This is a genomic window from Nonomuraea sp. NPDC049625, from assembly GCF_040675285.1.
In the GTDB taxonomy this organism is placed as follows: Bacteria; Actinomycetota; Actinomycetes; order Streptosporangiales; family Streptosporangiaceae; genus Nonomuraea; species Nonomuraea angiospora_A.
In genome coordinates, this window is sequence record NZ_JBFAOQ010000022.1 from 1 (window position 1) to 15043 (window position 15043).

At 71.3% G+C, this 15043-nt stretch carries 13 protein-coding genes; 6 read left to right on the forward strand and 7 right to left on the reverse strand.

Annotation, left to right across the window (positions count from 1 at the left end; all coding sequences use genetic code 11):
* From AB0J87_RS54980 to AB0J87_RS54995, 4 genes are all read left to right on the forward strand, one after another.
* Positions 1-2334, forward strand: a 2334-nt coding sequence (locus AB0J87_RS54980) for an SDR family NAD(P)-dependent oxidoreductase (RefSeq protein WP_363982058.1), incomplete at its 5' end; no start/stop codon positions are given.
* Positions 2335-2404: 70 nt separating this feature from the next.
* Positions 2405-3751: a crotonyl-CoA carboxylase/reductase gene (gene ccrA / locus AB0J87_RS54985; RefSeq protein WP_363982061.1), complete on the forward strand. Its 1347-nt coding sequence runs from the start codon at positions 2405-2407 to the stop codon at positions 3749-3751.
* 17 nt (positions 3752-3768) lie between these two features.
* On the forward strand, positions 3769-4530 hold the full coding sequence (locus tag AB0J87_RS54990; protein WP_350743003.1) for an SDR family NAD(P)-dependent oxidoreductase: 762 nt from the start codon (positions 3769-3771) through the stop codon (positions 4528-4530).
* A gap of 100 nt (positions 4531-4630) precedes the next feature.
* Positions 4631-5608 (forward strand): alpha/beta hydrolase, encoded by a 978-nt coding sequence (locus AB0J87_RS54995; protein WP_363982064.1) that lies wholly within the window; start codon positions 4631-4633, stop codon positions 5606-5608.
* Between the two features lie 7 nt (positions 5609-5615).
* Here the strand turns inward: AB0J87_RS54995 and AB0J87_RS55000 are convergent, their stop codons facing one another.
* On the reverse strand, positions 5616-7127 hold the full coding sequence (locus AB0J87_RS55000; protein WP_363982067.1) for an AMP-binding protein: 1512 nt from the start codon (positions 7125-7127) through the stop codon (positions 5616-5618).
* Positions 7128-7267: 140 nt separating this feature from the next.
* Between AB0J87_RS55000 and AB0J87_RS55005 the strand changes: the two genes are divergently transcribed.
* Positions 7268-7516, forward strand: coding sequence for an acyl carrier protein (locus AB0J87_RS55005; RefSeq protein WP_350742997.1), 249 nt, complete (start codon positions 7268-7270; stop codon positions 7514-7516).
* Between the two features lie 60 nt (positions 7517-7576).
* Here AB0J87_RS55005 and AB0J87_RS55010 read toward each other — a convergent pair whose 3' ends face one another.
* The 6 genes from AB0J87_RS55010 to AB0J87_RS55035 are packed head-to-tail and all read right to left on the reverse strand — an operon-like array spanning position 7577 to position 13643.
* On the reverse strand, positions 7577-8521 hold the full coding sequence (locus AB0J87_RS55010; RefSeq protein ID WP_363982070.1) for an acyltransferase domain-containing protein: 945 nt from the start codon (positions 8519-8521) through the stop codon (positions 7577-7579).
* Complete coding sequence (locus tag AB0J87_RS55015; RefSeq protein ID WP_363982073.1) at positions 8518-9630, reverse strand: DegT/DnrJ/EryC1/StrS family aminotransferase; 1113 nt, start codon at positions 9628-9630, stop codon at positions 8518-8520. Before AB0J87_RS55015 ends, AB0J87_RS55010 begins: the two co-directional genes overlap by 4 nt.
* 31 nt (positions 9631-9661) lie before the next feature.
* Positions 9662-10270, reverse strand: a complete 609-nt coding sequence (gene rfbC, locus AB0J87_RS55020; RefSeq protein WP_350742991.1) for a dTDP-4-dehydrorhamnose 3,5-epimerase — start codon at positions 10268-10270, stop codon at positions 9662-9664.
* Between the two features lie 33 nt (positions 10271-10303).
* Positions 10304-11164 (reverse strand): 3-hydroxybutyryl-CoA dehydrogenase, encoded by an 861-nt coding sequence (locus tag AB0J87_RS55025; RefSeq protein ID WP_350742989.1) that lies wholly within the window; start codon positions 11162-11164, stop codon positions 10304-10306.
* Positions 11164-12183 carry a ketoacyl-ACP synthase III gene (locus tag AB0J87_RS55030; RefSeq protein ID WP_350742988.1) on the reverse strand — a complete coding sequence of 340 codons (1020 nt, stop codon included), beginning with the start codon at positions 12181-12183 and terminating at the stop codon, positions 11164-11166. The genes AB0J87_RS55025 and AB0J87_RS55030 overlap by 1 nt, the downstream gene beginning before the upstream one ends.
* Positions 12184-12221: 38 nt before the next feature.
* Positions 12222-13643 carry a carboxyl transferase domain-containing protein gene (locus AB0J87_RS55035; RefSeq protein WP_363982451.1) on the reverse strand — a complete coding sequence of 474 codons (1422 nt, stop codon included), beginning with the start codon at positions 13641-13643 and terminating at the stop codon, positions 12222-12224.
* A gap of 406 nt (positions 13644-14049) precedes the next feature.
* Here AB0J87_RS55035 and rfbB point away from each other — a divergent pair, with 406 nt between their 5' ends.
* Positions 14050-15033 (forward strand): dTDP-glucose 4,6-dehydratase, encoded by a 984-nt coding sequence (gene rfbB / locus AB0J87_RS55040; protein ID WP_350742986.1) that lies wholly within the window; start codon positions 14050-14052, stop codon positions 15031-15033.
* Positions 15034-15043: the final 10 nt, after the last annotated feature.

Consider the following 15043-nt stretch of genomic DNA (forward strand, 5'->3'; position numbering starts at 1 on the left):
AACACCAACACCACCCCCAACTGGACCACCCTCATCCCCCACGCCACCACCACCGACCTGCCCACCTACCCCTTCCAACACCACCACTACTGGCTTGAGCCGTCGTCCCACGGGCACGGGTCGGACGGCCCCCAGGACGACGGTTTCTGGAAGGCGCTGGAGTCGGAGGAGACGGAGGCACTGGCCACCCGGTTGAAGGTGGACGCGGACGCGCTCAGGACCGTGCTTCCCGCCCTGTCGTCCCTGCGGGACGCGGAGCGCAAGCGGTCCGTGCTCGACGACTGGCGTTACAAGCTGGTGTGGCGCGGGGTGAGCGCGCCGAGCCCGGCGGGGATCACCGGTACGGCGTGGCTGGTGGCCGTGCCCGCCGCGGGCGGCGATCCGCGGATCGTCCGGGACGTCCTGGACGGTCTGTCCGCGCGGGCCGCCCGGGTGTATCCGCTGGTGGTCGGCGGTGAGGACCGCGCCGCGCTCGCTGAAGCCATACGTGCGCAGGCCCGGCCTGGACTGACCGGTGTGCTCTGTCTCCTGCCGCTCGACGACGAGCCGCACGAGGAGCACCCGACGCTGTCCCGGGGCGCCGCGGCCACCGTCACGTTGGTGCAGGCGCTGGCCGATGCGGAGGTGAGCGCGCCCCTGTGGCTGACCACGTCCGGCGCGGTCGCCCTGGACGAGGCCACCGAAAACGGAGCGACCGGAAACGGAGCGGCTGAAGTCGGCGCCACCGGAGACAGCGCCAGCGGAGACGGCGCAACCGAAGAGGGAAGCGGCGGAGACAGGGCTGTGGAGAGGGTCAGTCCGTTCCAGACTGCGCTCTGGGGGCTCGGCGCGGTTCTCGCGGTGGACCATCCGGACACCTGGGGCGGCATCGTCGACCTTCCCCCCGCCCCCGGAGCCGACGACATCGCGCTGCTCCAGGGGGTGCTCGCGGGCACGAGCGGCGAGGACCAGGTGGCGATCCGCTCAGGCGTCGTACGGGCACGCCGCATGGTGCGCTCGCCGAACGGCGGCGCGGACCGGGCGCGGAGCTGGAAGCCGAACGGAACGGTGCTGGTCACCGGCGGCACCAGCGGGGTCGGAGCGAACGTGGCACGGTGGCTCGCCCGGGAGGGCGCCGACCGCCTGGTGCTGGTCAGCCGACGCGGAGGCGCCGCCGAGGGCGTCGCGGAGCTCGAGGCGGAGCTGACCGAGCTGGGCGCCGCGGTCACGGTGGCCGCCTGCGACGTCGCCGACCGGCCGGCGGTACGGGACCTGCTGGAGTCGATCCCCGACCTGACGGCGGTGATGCACGCGGCCGGTGTCGGGCACGACGACGTGCTCGTGGCCGACACCACGCTGGAGGACTTCGCCGGCTTCGCCCGGTCCAAGGTCATCGGGGCGATCAACCTGGACGAGGTCCTGGGCGACCGGCCGCTGGAGGCGTTCGTGATGTTCTCCTCCGGCGCGGCCGTGTGGGGGTCGAGCGGGCAGGCCTCCTACGCCGCCGCCAACGCATTCCTCGACGGGCTGGCGCAGCGCCGGCGGATCCGCGGGCTCGCGGGCTCCTCGATCGCCTGGGGCGGTTGGGGCGGCGGCGGGATGATGGAGGACGCCGGAGAGCAGCTGGGCAGGAGCGGTCTGCGGCCGATGGCGCCCGACGCCGCGGCGATGGCCATCGGCCAGCTGGTCGGCAGCGGCGGGGGCCACCTGGTGGTGACCGACATCGACTGGGAGCGCTTCGCGCCCGCCTTCGCGCTGGCGCGGCCGCGGCCCCTGGTGAGCGCCGTTCCCGAGTTCACGCGGGCGCTCGAAGCGCCGGCGGCCACCGGGGGCGACGACGACGGTACGGCGTTCGCGGCGCGGCTCGCGGAGCTGCCGCCGGCCAAGCGGGAGCGCCTGGTGGTCTCCCTGGTACGCGCGGAGGCCGCGGCGGTGCTGGGGCACACCTCGGACGACCCGGTACAACCGGACCGGGCGTTCAACGAGCTCGGGTTCGACTCGCTGACCGCGGTGGAGCTGCGCAACCGCCTGGGCCGGGCCACCGGCCTGAAGCTACCGGCCACCCTGGTCTTCGACTATCCCACCCCGATCGCCCTCGCCCGGTTCGTCCAGGACAGGCTCGCGCCCGAGACGCCGTCCGGCTCGATCTTCGCCCAGCTCGACGAGATGGAGCGGCTGCTACGGGAGCAGGCCCTGTCCACCGGGGACCGGGCGCAGATCAGCGACCGCTTCCGGGCCATCCTGCACGCGGCCGAAGGGGTGAACGGCGCGGCGGAGGAGGCCGACCGGGACCTCGACGACCTTTCCGACGAGGAGCTCTTCGCCGCGCTGGACGACCAGCTCGGCGCGTCCTGACCCGGCGGGCCGCGCGTCCTGTCGCCGGCCCTTGACCCCCACCCGCTCGAACTCCCGCCAAGGAGAATCGATGAAGGAAATCAGAGACGTCCTCCTGTCCGAGCAGTACGACGCCGAGCAGCTCAGGAACCTCCCGATCCCGGAGAGCTACCGGGCGGCGGTCGTGCTCCACGACGACGTGGACATGTTCGGCGGCATCGCGGCCGAGAACCGCGATCCCGCGAAGTCGCTGACCCTGTCCGACGTCCCCACGCCGGAGCCCGGCCCGGGCGAGGTGCTCGTCGCGGTGATGGCGAGCAGCATCAACTACAACACGGTGTGGAGCGCCATCTTCGAGCCGATGCACACGTTCGGCTTCCTGAAGCGCTACGCGAAGGCGGTCCCGTCGGCCGGGATCCACGACCAGCCCTTCCACGTGCTCGGTTCGGACATGTCCGGCGTCGTGCTGAGGACCGGCCCCGGCGTCCACCGGTGGCAGGCCGGTGACAAGGTCGTGGCGCACTGCCTGTCGGTCGAGCTCTCCTCGGCCGACGGCCACGACGACAGCATGCTCGACCCCGACCAGCGCATCTGGGGGTACGAGACCAACTACGGCGGGCTCGCACAGCTCAGCCTGGTCAAGGCGAACCAGCTCATGCCCAAGCCCGCCCACCTGACCTGGGAGGAGTCGGCGTCCTCCGGCCTGGTGCACTCCACGGCCTACCGCCAGCTCATCTCGCGCAACGGCGCCCAGATCAAGGTCGGCGACGTGGTGCTGATCTGGGGGGCCGCGGGCGGGCTCGGCTCGTACGCCACCCAGCTCGTCCTGCGCGCCGGGGGGATCCCGGTGTGCGTGGTCTCCAGCGACCACAAGGCCGAGCTGGTCCGGGCCCAGGGCGCGGAGCTGGTGATCAACCGGGCCGACGAGGGCTTCCGGTTCTGGAAGGACCCGGAGACCCCCGACCCCAAGGAGTGGAAGCGGTTCGGGGCGCGGATCCGCGAGCTGACCGGCGGCGACGACCCCGACGTGGTCTTCGAGCACCCGGGCCGGGAGACCATGGGCGCGAGCGTGTACGTGGCCCGCCGCGGCGGCACTATCGTCACCTGCGCCTCCACCTCCGGCTACCAGCACCAGTACGACAACCGCTACCTGTGGATGGCGCTGAAGCGGATCGTCGGCACCCACTTCGCGAACTACCGGGAGGCCTGGGAGGCCAACCGCCTCATCGCCAAGGGGGCAATCCACCCCACCCTGTCCGCCGTATACGACCTCGACGAGGTCGGGGTGGCGACCCGCCGCGTCCACGCGAACGCCCACAGCGGCAAGGTCGGGGTCCTGTGCCTGGCGCCGCGGCCCGGTCTCGGCGTCGACGACCCCGAGTTCCGCGCCCGCCACATCGACCAGATCAACCGGTTCCGCGAACCGTCGGACAACTAGCTTGCGGAGGATGAGACGTGGCTGCTGACCTGGCTTCCAAGGTCGTCGTGATCACAGGAGGGACTTCCGGCATCGGGAAGGCCGTCGCGGAGCGGGTCGCCGCCGACGGCGGTGCCGTGGTGATCGCGGCCCGGCGCGAGGACGTCGGCGCGCAGGTGGCGGCCGACATCCAGGCGAAGGGCGGCCGGGCGCTGTTCGTCCCGGCCGACGTCACGGTGGAGGCCGACGCCGAACGGGTGGTGCGCTCGGCGGTCACGGAGTTCGGCCGGCTGGACGGGGCGTTCAACAACGTCGGCGGCGTGAACGGGACGGGGCTGGTGTCGGACGTGGACGAGGCCCACTGGCGGGCGGACCTGGAGCAGAACCTCACCAGCGTCTTCTACGGCCTCAAGCACCAGGTCCCGGCGATCCTGGCCGCCGGCGGGGGCTCGATCGTGACCAACGCCTCCACCTACGGCTGCGCCGGGATCCCGGGCGCGGCGCCGTACGTGGCCGCCAAGCACGGTGTGGTCGGGCTGACCAGGGCCGTCGCCCTGGAGAACGCCGAGCGGGGCGTACGGGTGAACGCGCTGGTCACCGGCAACGTCGACACCCCGCTGCTCCGCAACCTGCTGGGAGCGCCGCTGGACGGGCCGCTGGAGACCCGGGTGCCCAACCCCTCGGGACGGGCGGCGCATCCCGAGGAGATCGCCGCGCTCGTCGCGTTCCTCCTCAGCGATGACGCGGCCTTCATCACCGGCGCGGCACTGGCCATCGACGGCGGCGCCACCGCGCAATAGACGCTGCCCAAATGAACACCGCCGTTCGGCCGGGCGGACCCGCCCGGCGGCGGCCATTCGGCGGATGACCCGGCGCCGCCCCGGCGCGGAGGATGATCTCATGCGCTACAACCTCGACTCAGAGCTCGCGCCATGGGCGTCGATGATCCCCGACGTCGAACTCTCCCAGGTCGTCAACCGGGAGATCACCCTCACCCCAGAGGAAGAGCAGGCGTTCCACGAGAAGCTCCCGCACTACACGCCCGAGCAGGCCGTGGACATCAGCGATCGCGAGATCCCCGGCCCCGAGGGCGCGCCCCCGGTGAAGGTACGCCTCTACCGGCCGCCCGCCGCCGACCGGCCCCGACCGGCGCTCCTCTACCTCCACGGAGGCGGATTCGTCGCCTCGGACTTAGTGGTGTTCGACGCCCGGTGCACGGAGATCGCCGACCGGGTCGGCGCCGTCGTGGTGTCGGTCGACTACCGGCTCTCCCCCGACACCCCGTTCCCCGGGGCGCTGGAGGACACGTACGCGTCGCTGACGTGGTTGCACTCCGCGGCCGGAGAGCTCGGCGTGGACCCCGAGCGGATCGCGGTCGGCGGTGACAGCGCCGGCGGGAACCTCTCCGCGGCGGTCTCCCTCCTGGCCCGCGACCGCGGCGGCCCGGAGATCTGCTTCCAGTTCCTGGACGTGCCGGTGCTGGACGACCGGATGACGACGCGGTCCATGCGGGACTTCGTCGACACCCCCAGCTGGAACAGCCGCAACAACGAGGCCATGTGGCGGTACTACCTCAAGGACGGCCCGGCTCCGGGCGGACCGGACGTGTCCCCCTACGCCGCGCCCATGCGGGCCGGCGACCTCACCGGGCTGCCTCCGGCGCTGGTGGTGGTGTGCGAGTTCGACCCGCTGCGCGACGAGGGCATCGAGTACGCCCAGCGGCTCGTCCAGGCGGGGGTTGCGACGGAGCTCGTGCTGTATCCGGGGACCTTCCACGGCGCGTCCGTGATCGCGCACGCCGAGATCACGAAGAAGATGCGCGAGGACATGATCTTCTCACTGCGCCGCGGGATGCGGGGCACCAAGCCCCGCCCCTAGCATTCGCTCAGCCGACCAGCTCCGTGGCGCGGGCCCGCAGGCCGGCCCGGTCGACCTTGCGGTTGGGGTTCAGGGGCAGCTCGTCCAGGTGGTGGTAGTGCCGGGGAATGAGGCCCGCCGGCAGCGTCCTGCGGAGCTGGGCGGCGAAGCGGGCCGGCGGCGCGGGGACTCCGGTGTAGAAGACGACGAGCGCGGTGGCGTCGTCGGCCGTGGTGCTCACCGTCACCGCGTCCTCGACGCCGTCGCAGCCGCGTACGGCGTGGTCGATCTCGGCCAGCTCGACGCGCCAGCCCTGCACCTGGACCTGGGCGTCGCCCCGGCCGAGGTAGACGAGCTCGCCGTTGGCCGCGCGCCGGACCCGGTCACCGGTGTTGTACCAGACGCGGCCCTCGCGCTCGACGAACCGGCCGTGGTCGTGCTCGGGGTCGAGGTATCCGGGGGTGGTCTGCGGGCCGGTGATCCACAGCTCGCCCTCGGTGCCGGTCGGCCGTCCCTCGTCGTCGAGCAGCAGGTGGTCGTGGCCGTCGTTGACGAACCCGATCGGCGACAGGCCGTTGACGCCCAGCCCGGGCGAGGTCTCCTGGGACCAGCGGTGACCGACGATGGTGATGGTCAGCTCGGTCGGGCCGTACAGGTTCTCCAGGACGGAGGCGGGGGCGGCCCGCTGCCAGTCGGTGGCGTCCGCGACCTTCAGCGCCTCTCCGGCGAAGAAGCTCCAGCGCAGGAACGGCATGGCGGCTCCGCCGAGACCACCGGTCCTGCGCACCATCGAGATCGCGCTGGGGGTGGAGAACCACACCGTGATCCCCTGCTCGGCGAGAAAGCGCGGCAGGTTCCGGTACGCGTGCGGCGGCACCGCCACGGACGTCGCCCCGGCTCCCCAGGCGCAGAACAGGTCGAACATGGCGCAGTCGAAGGTCAGGTCGAACGTCTGGGAGAAGACGTCGTCGCCGGTGAAGTCGTACCGTCCGGCCAGGAACCGGAAATAGTGGGCGGTGTTGCCGTGGGTGATCGGCACACCCTTGGGCGTCCCGGTGGAGCCCGAGGTGAACAGCACGTACGCGATGTCGCCGGCCTCGACCGGCCGGGGCCGCGGGAGGGCGAGCCCGGGGTCGATCGGGTCGGTGCCGGGTGCGAGGACGGCGACGTCCACCCCCTCGCCCAGCAGCTCCTCGGCGATCTTCCGCCCGCGTTCGTCCACGATGAGCGCCGACACCCCGGCCGCCTCGATCATCTGCCTGGTGCGCGCGGCCGGGAAGTCCGGTTGCAGCGGCACGACGGTCACCCCGGCGAAGAGGCCGGCGAGGATCCCGACGTAGGAGACGGTCCCCTTGGCGGCGAGCACCCCGACGGCGGCGGGTGAGGTACGCGGCAGCGCGCCGCCCCACAGCAGGGCCAGCCGGTGGACCTGGTCGTAGGTCAAGGTGTCCGCGCCGGCCCGGAACGCCGCCCGGCCGGGCGACTTCGCCAGACCGCGCAGAAAGAATTCATAGAGGGCGGGGCTGCATTCTCCGGTCATTGTTTCCTCCGGCCAGAATTATTCCGGGCACCAGGTCCGAATATGTTTGTCAAATTCTTTTGTCGAATCCGTGGACATTGGGGTTTCCGCGCTATAACGTCAAGTCCAGATAATTCGATTGAGAAAGGAATCCGCGCGCCATGTGGGACAACCGTTTCGAGGAGATCCTGCGCCAGCACCTGCCTTTTCTCCCGGCCGACGAGAAACTCCGGGAGGACGTCGCGCTGCTGGACTTCGGCCTCGACTCGCTCGGCATCGTGCAATTGCTGGGCGCTCTGGAGGACACGTACGGGGTGCGATTCCGGGACGACGCGCTGACCCCGGAGACCTTCCAGACCCCCGCCGTGTTGTGGAACACCTTGACCGGGATTTCCGAGACCGCCGGCTGACGCCCGCGACGAGGCCACGCGCTCATCACCCGGTGAGCCGTGGCCTCCTCGCATGCCGGGCTAGGCCACCGGGGCCGGGCGGGGCATCATCGCCAGCCTCGGGTTCACCGGTGTCACCGCGAAGTTCTCCCTGGTGACCGCCACCCGGCCGAACAGGCTGTCCGGGCCGGAGACGCACACCCGGGCCACCTCCAGCCGCCGCAGCGCCGCCACCACCTCCGGCCAGCGCAGGGGCCGTACGAAGCCGTCGAGCAGCATCGTCCGCACGCCGTCCCCGGTCGTCAGCAGGGCGCCGTCGTGGTCGTCCACCACCGGCAGCCTCGGGTCGGAGAACCGGAGGCCGTCGAGGACCTCCTCCTCCGCCCGCCGCCGCAGCGCCTGGAACGCCGCCGAGTGCATCGGGGGGCGCATCGTGTACAGCGGGAGCCCGCCGAGGGCGCGTACCCGCCGCTGCAGCCACTCCACCTGCCGCTCCGCCAGGGAGAGCATGTAGAAGTCGTGGTCGATGTAGCAGGAGAGGTCGTACCACTCGCCGCGCTCGTCCAGCTCGGCCAGCACCTCCCGCAGCCCGGGCTCCGGGGTGCGCACGAAGGAGTGGGTGACGATGTCCCGGTGCTCGCGGGCGAAGTAGTCGTCGGTGCAGCGGGCCAGCCCGGCCGTCATCCGCACGGCGTCCTCGAAGGACAGGGCGCCCGAGTACGCCGCGGCCGCCTTGCCGCCGAAGCTCGGGCCGACGCACACGACCGGCTCCACGCCCAGGGTTCGCTCGGCCCAGTCCGCGAGGGCCACGCAGTTCACCATGAACGCCACCTGGGCGGCCTCGCTGTAGTCGTTCCTGGACTCCTGGAAGCGGTCCACCAGCGAGTAGCCGAGGACGTCGTCGGCGGCGGCGATCAGCCGCCGCGCCGCGGGATCGCCCCGCATGAACTCGGCGACGTCGGCGAACTGGACGGGGCCCATCCCGGGGAAGACGATCGCGGTCCGGGGTGAGGTGGCGGAGGTCACCAGCCCTCCTTGATGGTGTCCACGATGTGGCGGCGCTGCTCGTCGGTCACCCACCAGCCCACCGGTACGCACACCACGCGCTTGGCGACCCGCTCCAGACCGGGGAGCAGGGCGGCGTACTCGCGCACGCAGGTGTGCAGGTCGTTGCGCTCGTGCACGTTGCTGGCCATGATCCCGGCCGCGTCCATGCGCTTGAGGAACCCGTCCCGGTCGTCCACCTTCATCGGGTAGATCCAGAAGGAGGACTGGCGGTCGCCGGAGCGTTCGGTCAGCTCCAGCCCCGGGACGCCGGCCAGCTCCCGGTCGTAGAAGGCGGCGTTGTCGCGGTGCCTGGCCACCACCTCGTCCGCCTTGGCCAGGTTGGCCAGCCCGATCGAGGCGTTGATGTCGGTCATGTGGAACTTGTAGCCCCACTCGGGCACGTCGGGCGGGTTGCGCAGCCGGTCCGCGCTGCGGTCGATGCCGAACCAGCGCAGCAGCCTGGCCCGCTCGTGCAGCTCGTCGGTGGGCAGCGCGAGCGCGCCGCCGTCGCCGGTGGTGAGGTGCTTGATGGCCTGGAAGCTGAAGACGGAGATGTTGCCGTGGGTGCCGATCGGCGCGCCGCGGTAGGTGGCGCCCCAGGCGTGCGCGCAGTCCTCGATCACGGTGATCCGGGAGCCGAACGCGGCCTCGGCGTCGTCGAGGATCTCGGCCAGCCGGTCGAGGTCCACCGGGTATCCGGCGAAGTGCACGACCATGATGGCGCGGGTCCTGGGGGTGATCTTCCTGGCCAGGTCGTCGAGGTCGACGTTGAGGGTGGCCGGGTCGACGTCCACCCACTTGATCCGCAGCCGGTTGGCCAGGATCGCCCAGTTGGTGGCCTCCATGGTCAGCGGCGTGGACAGCACCTCGCCCTGGCCGTCGTCGTCGCCGGCGACCAGGCGCAGCGCGAGCTGGAGCCCGGCGGTGGCGCTGTTGACGGTGGCCACCCTGGGGTTGCCGATCCTGGCGGCGAGCGCCGCCTCGAACTCGACGACCTTGGCTCCCTGGCCGATCTGGCCGCTGCCGACCACCTCGGCGACGGCGGCCGGCGCCTCGTCGGACATCGGCACCTTGAACAACGGGATCATTGGCTGTGCTCCTTGCCTGTCTCGCCCGTCGTCAGCCGACGAGGGCGGGGTCCTCGAGTTCGGCGTAGCGGGCGCGGCAGGCGGAGTAGTCCGGCAGCAGCCCGAGCTTCTCGGCCTCGCGCAGGGACGGGGCGGCGAGGTCCTTCTCCGACAGAAGGTCGCGCTTGGCCGGCCAGGGCAGGGCCAGCTCCGGGTCCAGGGGGTCGATCTGGATCGACGTGCCGGGGGACCACGTGCTGGAGCACAGGTACACCACCGTGGCCTGGTCCGTCAGCGGCGCGAACCCGTGGGCGAGCCCTTCGGCCAGGTAGAGGGCGTTGCGGTTCTCCGCGCTCAGCTCGACCGCGACGTGCTCGCCGTAGGTGGGCGAGCCGACCCGGATGTCGACCAGGATGTCGATGATGGCGCCCTGCGGGCAGGTCATGTAGCGGGCCTGGCCCGGCAGCGCGGTGGCGTGCAGGCCGCGGATGGTCCCGCGCCGCGACACCGAGCAGTTGACCTGGGCGACCGAGAGCTCGTGGCCGACCGCCTTCCGGAACTCCGGCTGGCTGAAGGCCTCGAGGAACAGGCCCCTGTCGTCGTGGAAGACCTTGGGCTGGATCAAGAACGCGCCGTCCACCCTGAGCTGGCGGATCTGCATGTCCGAAAACCTTTCTGTGGTGTCCGCCGGCCGCTACGCGTATTCGTAGAATCCGCGGCCGGTCTTCTTTCCCAGGAGGCCGCCCTCGACCATGCGCAGCAGGAGCGGCGGGGGCGTGTAGAGCGGCTCCTTGAACTCCTCGTAGAGGGCCTCCGCGATCGAGGCCACCGTGTCCAGGCCGATCAGGTCGGCCAGCTTCAGCGGGCCCATCGGGTGGGAGCAGCCCAGCACCATGCCCTGGTCGACGACGTCGGCGCGGGCGAACCCGCTCTCCACCATCCGCACGGCCGACAGCAGGAACGGGATGAGCAGCGCGTTGACCACGAAACCGGCGCGGTCCTGCGACCTGATCACCTGCTTGCCGAGCGTCCCGGCGACGAACGACTCCGCCCGCGCGTACGTCTCGTCCGCCGTCAGCAGCGACCCGATGAGCTCCACCAGCGGGAGCGCGGGCATCGGGTTGAAGAAGTGCACCCCGATCACCTGGGCGGGCCGGCTGGTGGCCCGCGCCAGCCGGATGATCGGGATGGAGGAGGTGTTCGACGCGAGGATCGCGTCCGGGTCGTCCAGGATCTTGTCCAGCGCCCCCAGTACGTCGAGTTTGATCGACTCGCTCTCGGGGACGGCCTCGAAGACGATCTGCCGGTCGCCGAGCTCGGCGAGGTCCGTGACGAAGGAGACGCGGGCCAGCGCCGTGTCCCGCTCGGCCTCGGTGATCGTGGCCCTGCGCAGGCCCCGGTCGAGCCACGCGGTCACGCGCCGCCGCGCGGGCGCGAGGGACGCCTCCGTGGACACGGCGACGATCACGTCGAGCCCGGCGCGGGCGCACGCCTCCGCGATGCCCGAGCCCATGACGCCGCACCCGACGATGCCGACCTTGCGCATCTCGCTCATCACGCCTCCTGTGACACCGGCACCGTCGGCGCCGACCAGTGAAGAAGGCACGCCCCGATGGACATGCCGCCGCCGAACCCGGCGAGCAGGACGAGATCGCCGTCCTTGATGAGGCCCGACCGGTTCGCCTCGTCGAGCGCCACGGGGACCGAGGCGCTGCCCACGTTTCCGTACCGCTCCAGCGTCCGGGCGGTGCGCGCGCCGGTGAGGCCGACGCGTTCGACCAGTTCGGTGACCATGACCCCGTTCGCCTGGTGCGGCACGAAGACGTCGACCTCCTGCGGCCGGAACCCGGCGCGGCTCACCAGGCCCTCCAGGATGGGCGGCACGTGTTCCATCACGTAGTTCCTGACTCCGCGGCCGTCCATGCGGAAGTAGTGGTCGCCGGCCTCGACCGTCTCGTGGGAGGCGGGAAGCCTGCTGCCTCCGGCGTCGACCCTGATGAGCTGGCTGGCCCCACCGTCGCTGGTCAGGTCGAAGCCGATGATCCCGGAGCGTTCCGGCACCGGGCCGACGACGGCCGCGCCGGCGCCGTCCCCGAAGAGCACGGCCGTGCGGCGGTCGGTGGCGTCGAGGATGCGCGAGTACACGTCCGCGGCCACCACCAGCGCGTAAGTGTCGGGGCGGAGCGCGACGAGGCTGTCGGCCAGCGCCAGCGCGTACACGAAACCGCTGCAGACGACGTTGATGTCGAAGCAGGCGGCGCCGCGCCCGCCGAGCGCGTCCTGGACCAGGTACGAGGTCGGCGGCTGGGGCGAGTCGCCGGTCGAGGTGGACACGATGATGTAGCCGATCCGGCCGATGTCGACGCCGGCCTGGCTCAGCGCGTTCCTGGCAGCCCGGACGGCGAGGTCGGAGGTGGCCTCGTCGGGAGCGGCATGGCGGCGGGCGGAGATCTGGGTCTTGCGCTGGATCCATTCCGCGGTCACGCCGGCCTTGGCCGCCACCTCCTCGTTGGCGACCTCTTCCTTGGGCAGGTAGGAACCGGTTCCCAGGATTCCCGTGAATTGCTTGGCCACTGCCAGTACGCCTTTCCCATCAGTACCACCGGGCGCGGTCAGAGGGGGATGTTGCCGTGGTCGCCGCGCCGCGCCGGCGTCGCGGCCAGGGCCTCGGCGATCCTCCGCCGGGTGTGCTCGGGCTCGACCACCTCGTCCACGACGCCCAGCGCGAGGGCCCGTCCCACGCCGCCGGCCGTACGGATCTGCTCCTCGACGAGGCTCAGCCGCAGCGCCTCGCGGTCCTCGTCGGGGGCGGCGGCCAGCCGCTTGCGGTGCAGGATGCCCACGGCGGCCTCCGCGCTCATCACCGCGACCTCGGCCTGGGGCCAGGCGAAGACCGCCGTCGCCCCGAGGCAGCGGGAGTTCATCGCGATGTACGCGCCGCCGTACGACTTGCGCGTGACGAGGGTGACCCTGGGCACGACGGCCTCGGCGAACGCGTGCAGGAGCTTGGCACCGCGCCGGATCACGCCGTCCCACTCCTGGCCGACGCCGGGCAGGTAGCCGGGCACGTCCACGAGCACGACCAGCGGGATGCCGAACGCGTCGCACATGCGGACGAACCGCGAGGCCTTCTCGGCGCTGAGCGAGTCCAGGCAGCCGCCCTTGCGCAGGGGGTTGTTGGCGATGACGCCGACGGTCCCGCCGGCGAGCCGGCCGAGCCCGATGACGACGTTGGCCGCCCAGCGCGGCTGCAACTCCTCGAACGCGCCGTCGTCGAGGAGCTCGCGGACCAGGGGGCGCACGTCGTAGGCGCGGCGCGGGTTCTCCGGCAGCAGCGCCCCGAGGTCGTCGCCGTCCTTCACCAGGTCCGGGTCGAAGGAGCGCGGGCCGTTGAAGAGCTCGGTGAAGCGCCGTGCCGTCTGGTACGCCTCCGCCTCGTTCTCGACGACCACGTGCGCCACGCCCGACTTGCGGCCGTGGGCGCCAGGGCCGCCGAGCGACTCCATGTCGACCTGCTCGCCCGTGACGGTGCGTACGACGTCAGGGCCGGTCACGAACATGCGGGCGGCGGACGACATGATCACGACGTCCGTCAGCGCGGGCCCGTAGGCGGCGGCCCCGGCGGCCGGTCCGAGGACGACCGAGATCTGGGGCACCCGGCCGGAGGCCCGCGTCATCGCGCGGAACACCTTTCCGACGCCGTCCATCGACTCGACGCCGTCGGCCAGCCTGGCCCCGCCGGAGTGCCACAGGCCGATCACGGGAACGCCTTCGAGCACGGCCGCGTCGATGGCCTCCACGACCCAGCGGCAGCCCTCCGCGCCCATCGCGCCGCCCATGTTGAGGGCGTCGGTGCAGTAGGCGATCACATCCCTTCCCGCGACGCGCCCGCGCACGGCGGTCACGCCGCTGGCGTCCTTGTCGTGCAGCGGCACGACGGAGCCGGCGTCCAGCAGCCGGGCCAGGCGGACGGCAGGTTCACGAAAATCGCGCTCGCGCTCCTCCTGAACGACAGGGGAGCCGGTGGGGCTGATAGTCAGCAACGTCGTCCGCCCTCAAAAAGATTTGATTCCGAAAAGGAGGTCTTTTCTCGCACGTTCGCCACCTCTCACATGCCGTGGGCACGGGTGCGACCGATCTTCCGGGAATTTCCGAGACGGCTCTGAATTCGGCCGGTCTCATCAGCAAGAACGCTACATGGGCACCCCTCCCACACCAACCCTTATCCCCACCCCTACCGGGTTTCGGCAGGCACGGCCGGGTGCCGTCCCGTCAGCCCCTAAACAGCCCCTAAATGTACGGCGGGACGGGACCGAAGAGCTTTTTCCGGTGCCGGTCCCCCCTAAATATCCGGAATTCACTGGCCGATGCCACCGCGCGCGTCCTGTCATGGAAGTCGCCGCCGGGCGGACCGGACAGGGCCTACGAAGAGGACTGAGGATGCGCATTCTTGTGACGGGTGGCGCCGGTTTCATCGGGTCGAACTTCGTCAACAGGGTGTTCCAGGGGCACTATCCGGCGCTGGCCGAGGCCGAGGTCGTGGTGCTCGACAAGCTGACGTACGCGGGGAACCTGGAGAACCTGGCGGAGGTGCTCGACGACCCCCGGCTCCGGTTCGTCCACGGGGACATCGCCGGCGTGGCACTCGTGCGGGACGCGATGGAGAAGGTGGACCTGGTCGTCCATTTCGCCGCCGAGTCGCATGTCGACCGCTCCATCGAGGGGTCGGCGGAGTTCGTCCGGACCAACGTGCTCGGCACCCACGCGCTGCTGCAGTGCGCGCTGGAGGCCGGGGTCGGCAGGTTCGTGCACGTCTCCACGGATGAGGTCTACGGCTCCACCCCGGAGGGCTCGTTCTCGGAGGACGACCCCCTCGGCCCGAACTCCCCGTACTCGGCGTCGAAGGCGTCCTCCGACCTGCTCGCCCTGGCCTACCACCGGACGCACGGGCTGGACGTGTGCGTGACCCGCTGCTCCAACAACTACGGCCCCTACCAGTTCCCGGAGAAGGTCATCCCGCTGTTCGTCACCAACCTGGCGGACGGGCTGCCGGTGCCTCTTTACGGCGACGGCGCGAACGTGCGGGACTGGCTGCACGTGGACGACCACTGCGACGGCATCGCGCTGGTCGCGGAGTCGGGACGCGCCGGGGAGGTCTACAACATCGGCGGCGGTACCGAGCTGAGCAACCTGACGCTGACCAGGCGCGTGCTGGACATCATGGGCATGGACTGGTCGATGGTCCGGCCGGTCGCCGACCGCAAAGGCCACGACTTCCGCTACTCCGTGGACATCAGCAAGATCCAGAAGGAGCTGGGCTACGCGCCGCGCGTCCCGTTCACCGAGGGGCTGGCGGAGACGGTGCGCTGGTATCTGGAGCACCGCGACTGGTGGAAGCCCCTCAAAGCATATGAGCCGCGTTGAACGAGAGGTG

Coding starts and splice junctions, on each gene's coding strand:
- ccrA (WP_363982061.1), top strand. CDS start 2,405: ATGAAGGAAATCAGAGACGTCCTCCTGTCCGAGCAGTACGACGCCGAG.
- AB0J87_RS54995 (WP_363982064.1), top strand. CDS start 4,631: ATGCGCTACAACCTCGACTCAGAGCTCGCGCCATGGGCGTCGATGATC.
- AB0J87_RS55000 (WP_363982067.1), bottom strand. CDS start 7,127: ATGACCGGAGAATGCAGCCCCGCCCTCTATGAATTCTTTCTGCGCGGT.
- AB0J87_RS55005 (WP_350742997.1), top strand. CDS start 7,268: ATGTGGGACAACCGTTTCGAGGAGATCCTGCGCCAGCACCTGCCTTTT.
- AB0J87_RS55015 (WP_363982073.1), bottom strand. CDS start 9,630: ATGATCCCGTTGTTCAAGGTGCCGATGTCCGACGAGGCGCCGGCCGCC.
- rfbC (WP_350742991.1), bottom strand. CDS start 10,270: ATGCAGATCCGCCAGCTCAGGGTGGACGGCGCGTTCTTGATCCAGCCC.
- AB0J87_RS55025 (WP_350742989.1), bottom strand. CDS start 11,164: ATGAGCGAGATGCGCAAGGTCGGCATCGTCGGGTGCGGCGTCATGGGC.
- rfbB (WP_350742986.1), top strand. CDS start 14,050: ATGCGCATTCTTGTGACGGGTGGCGCCGGTTTCATCGGGTCGAACTTC.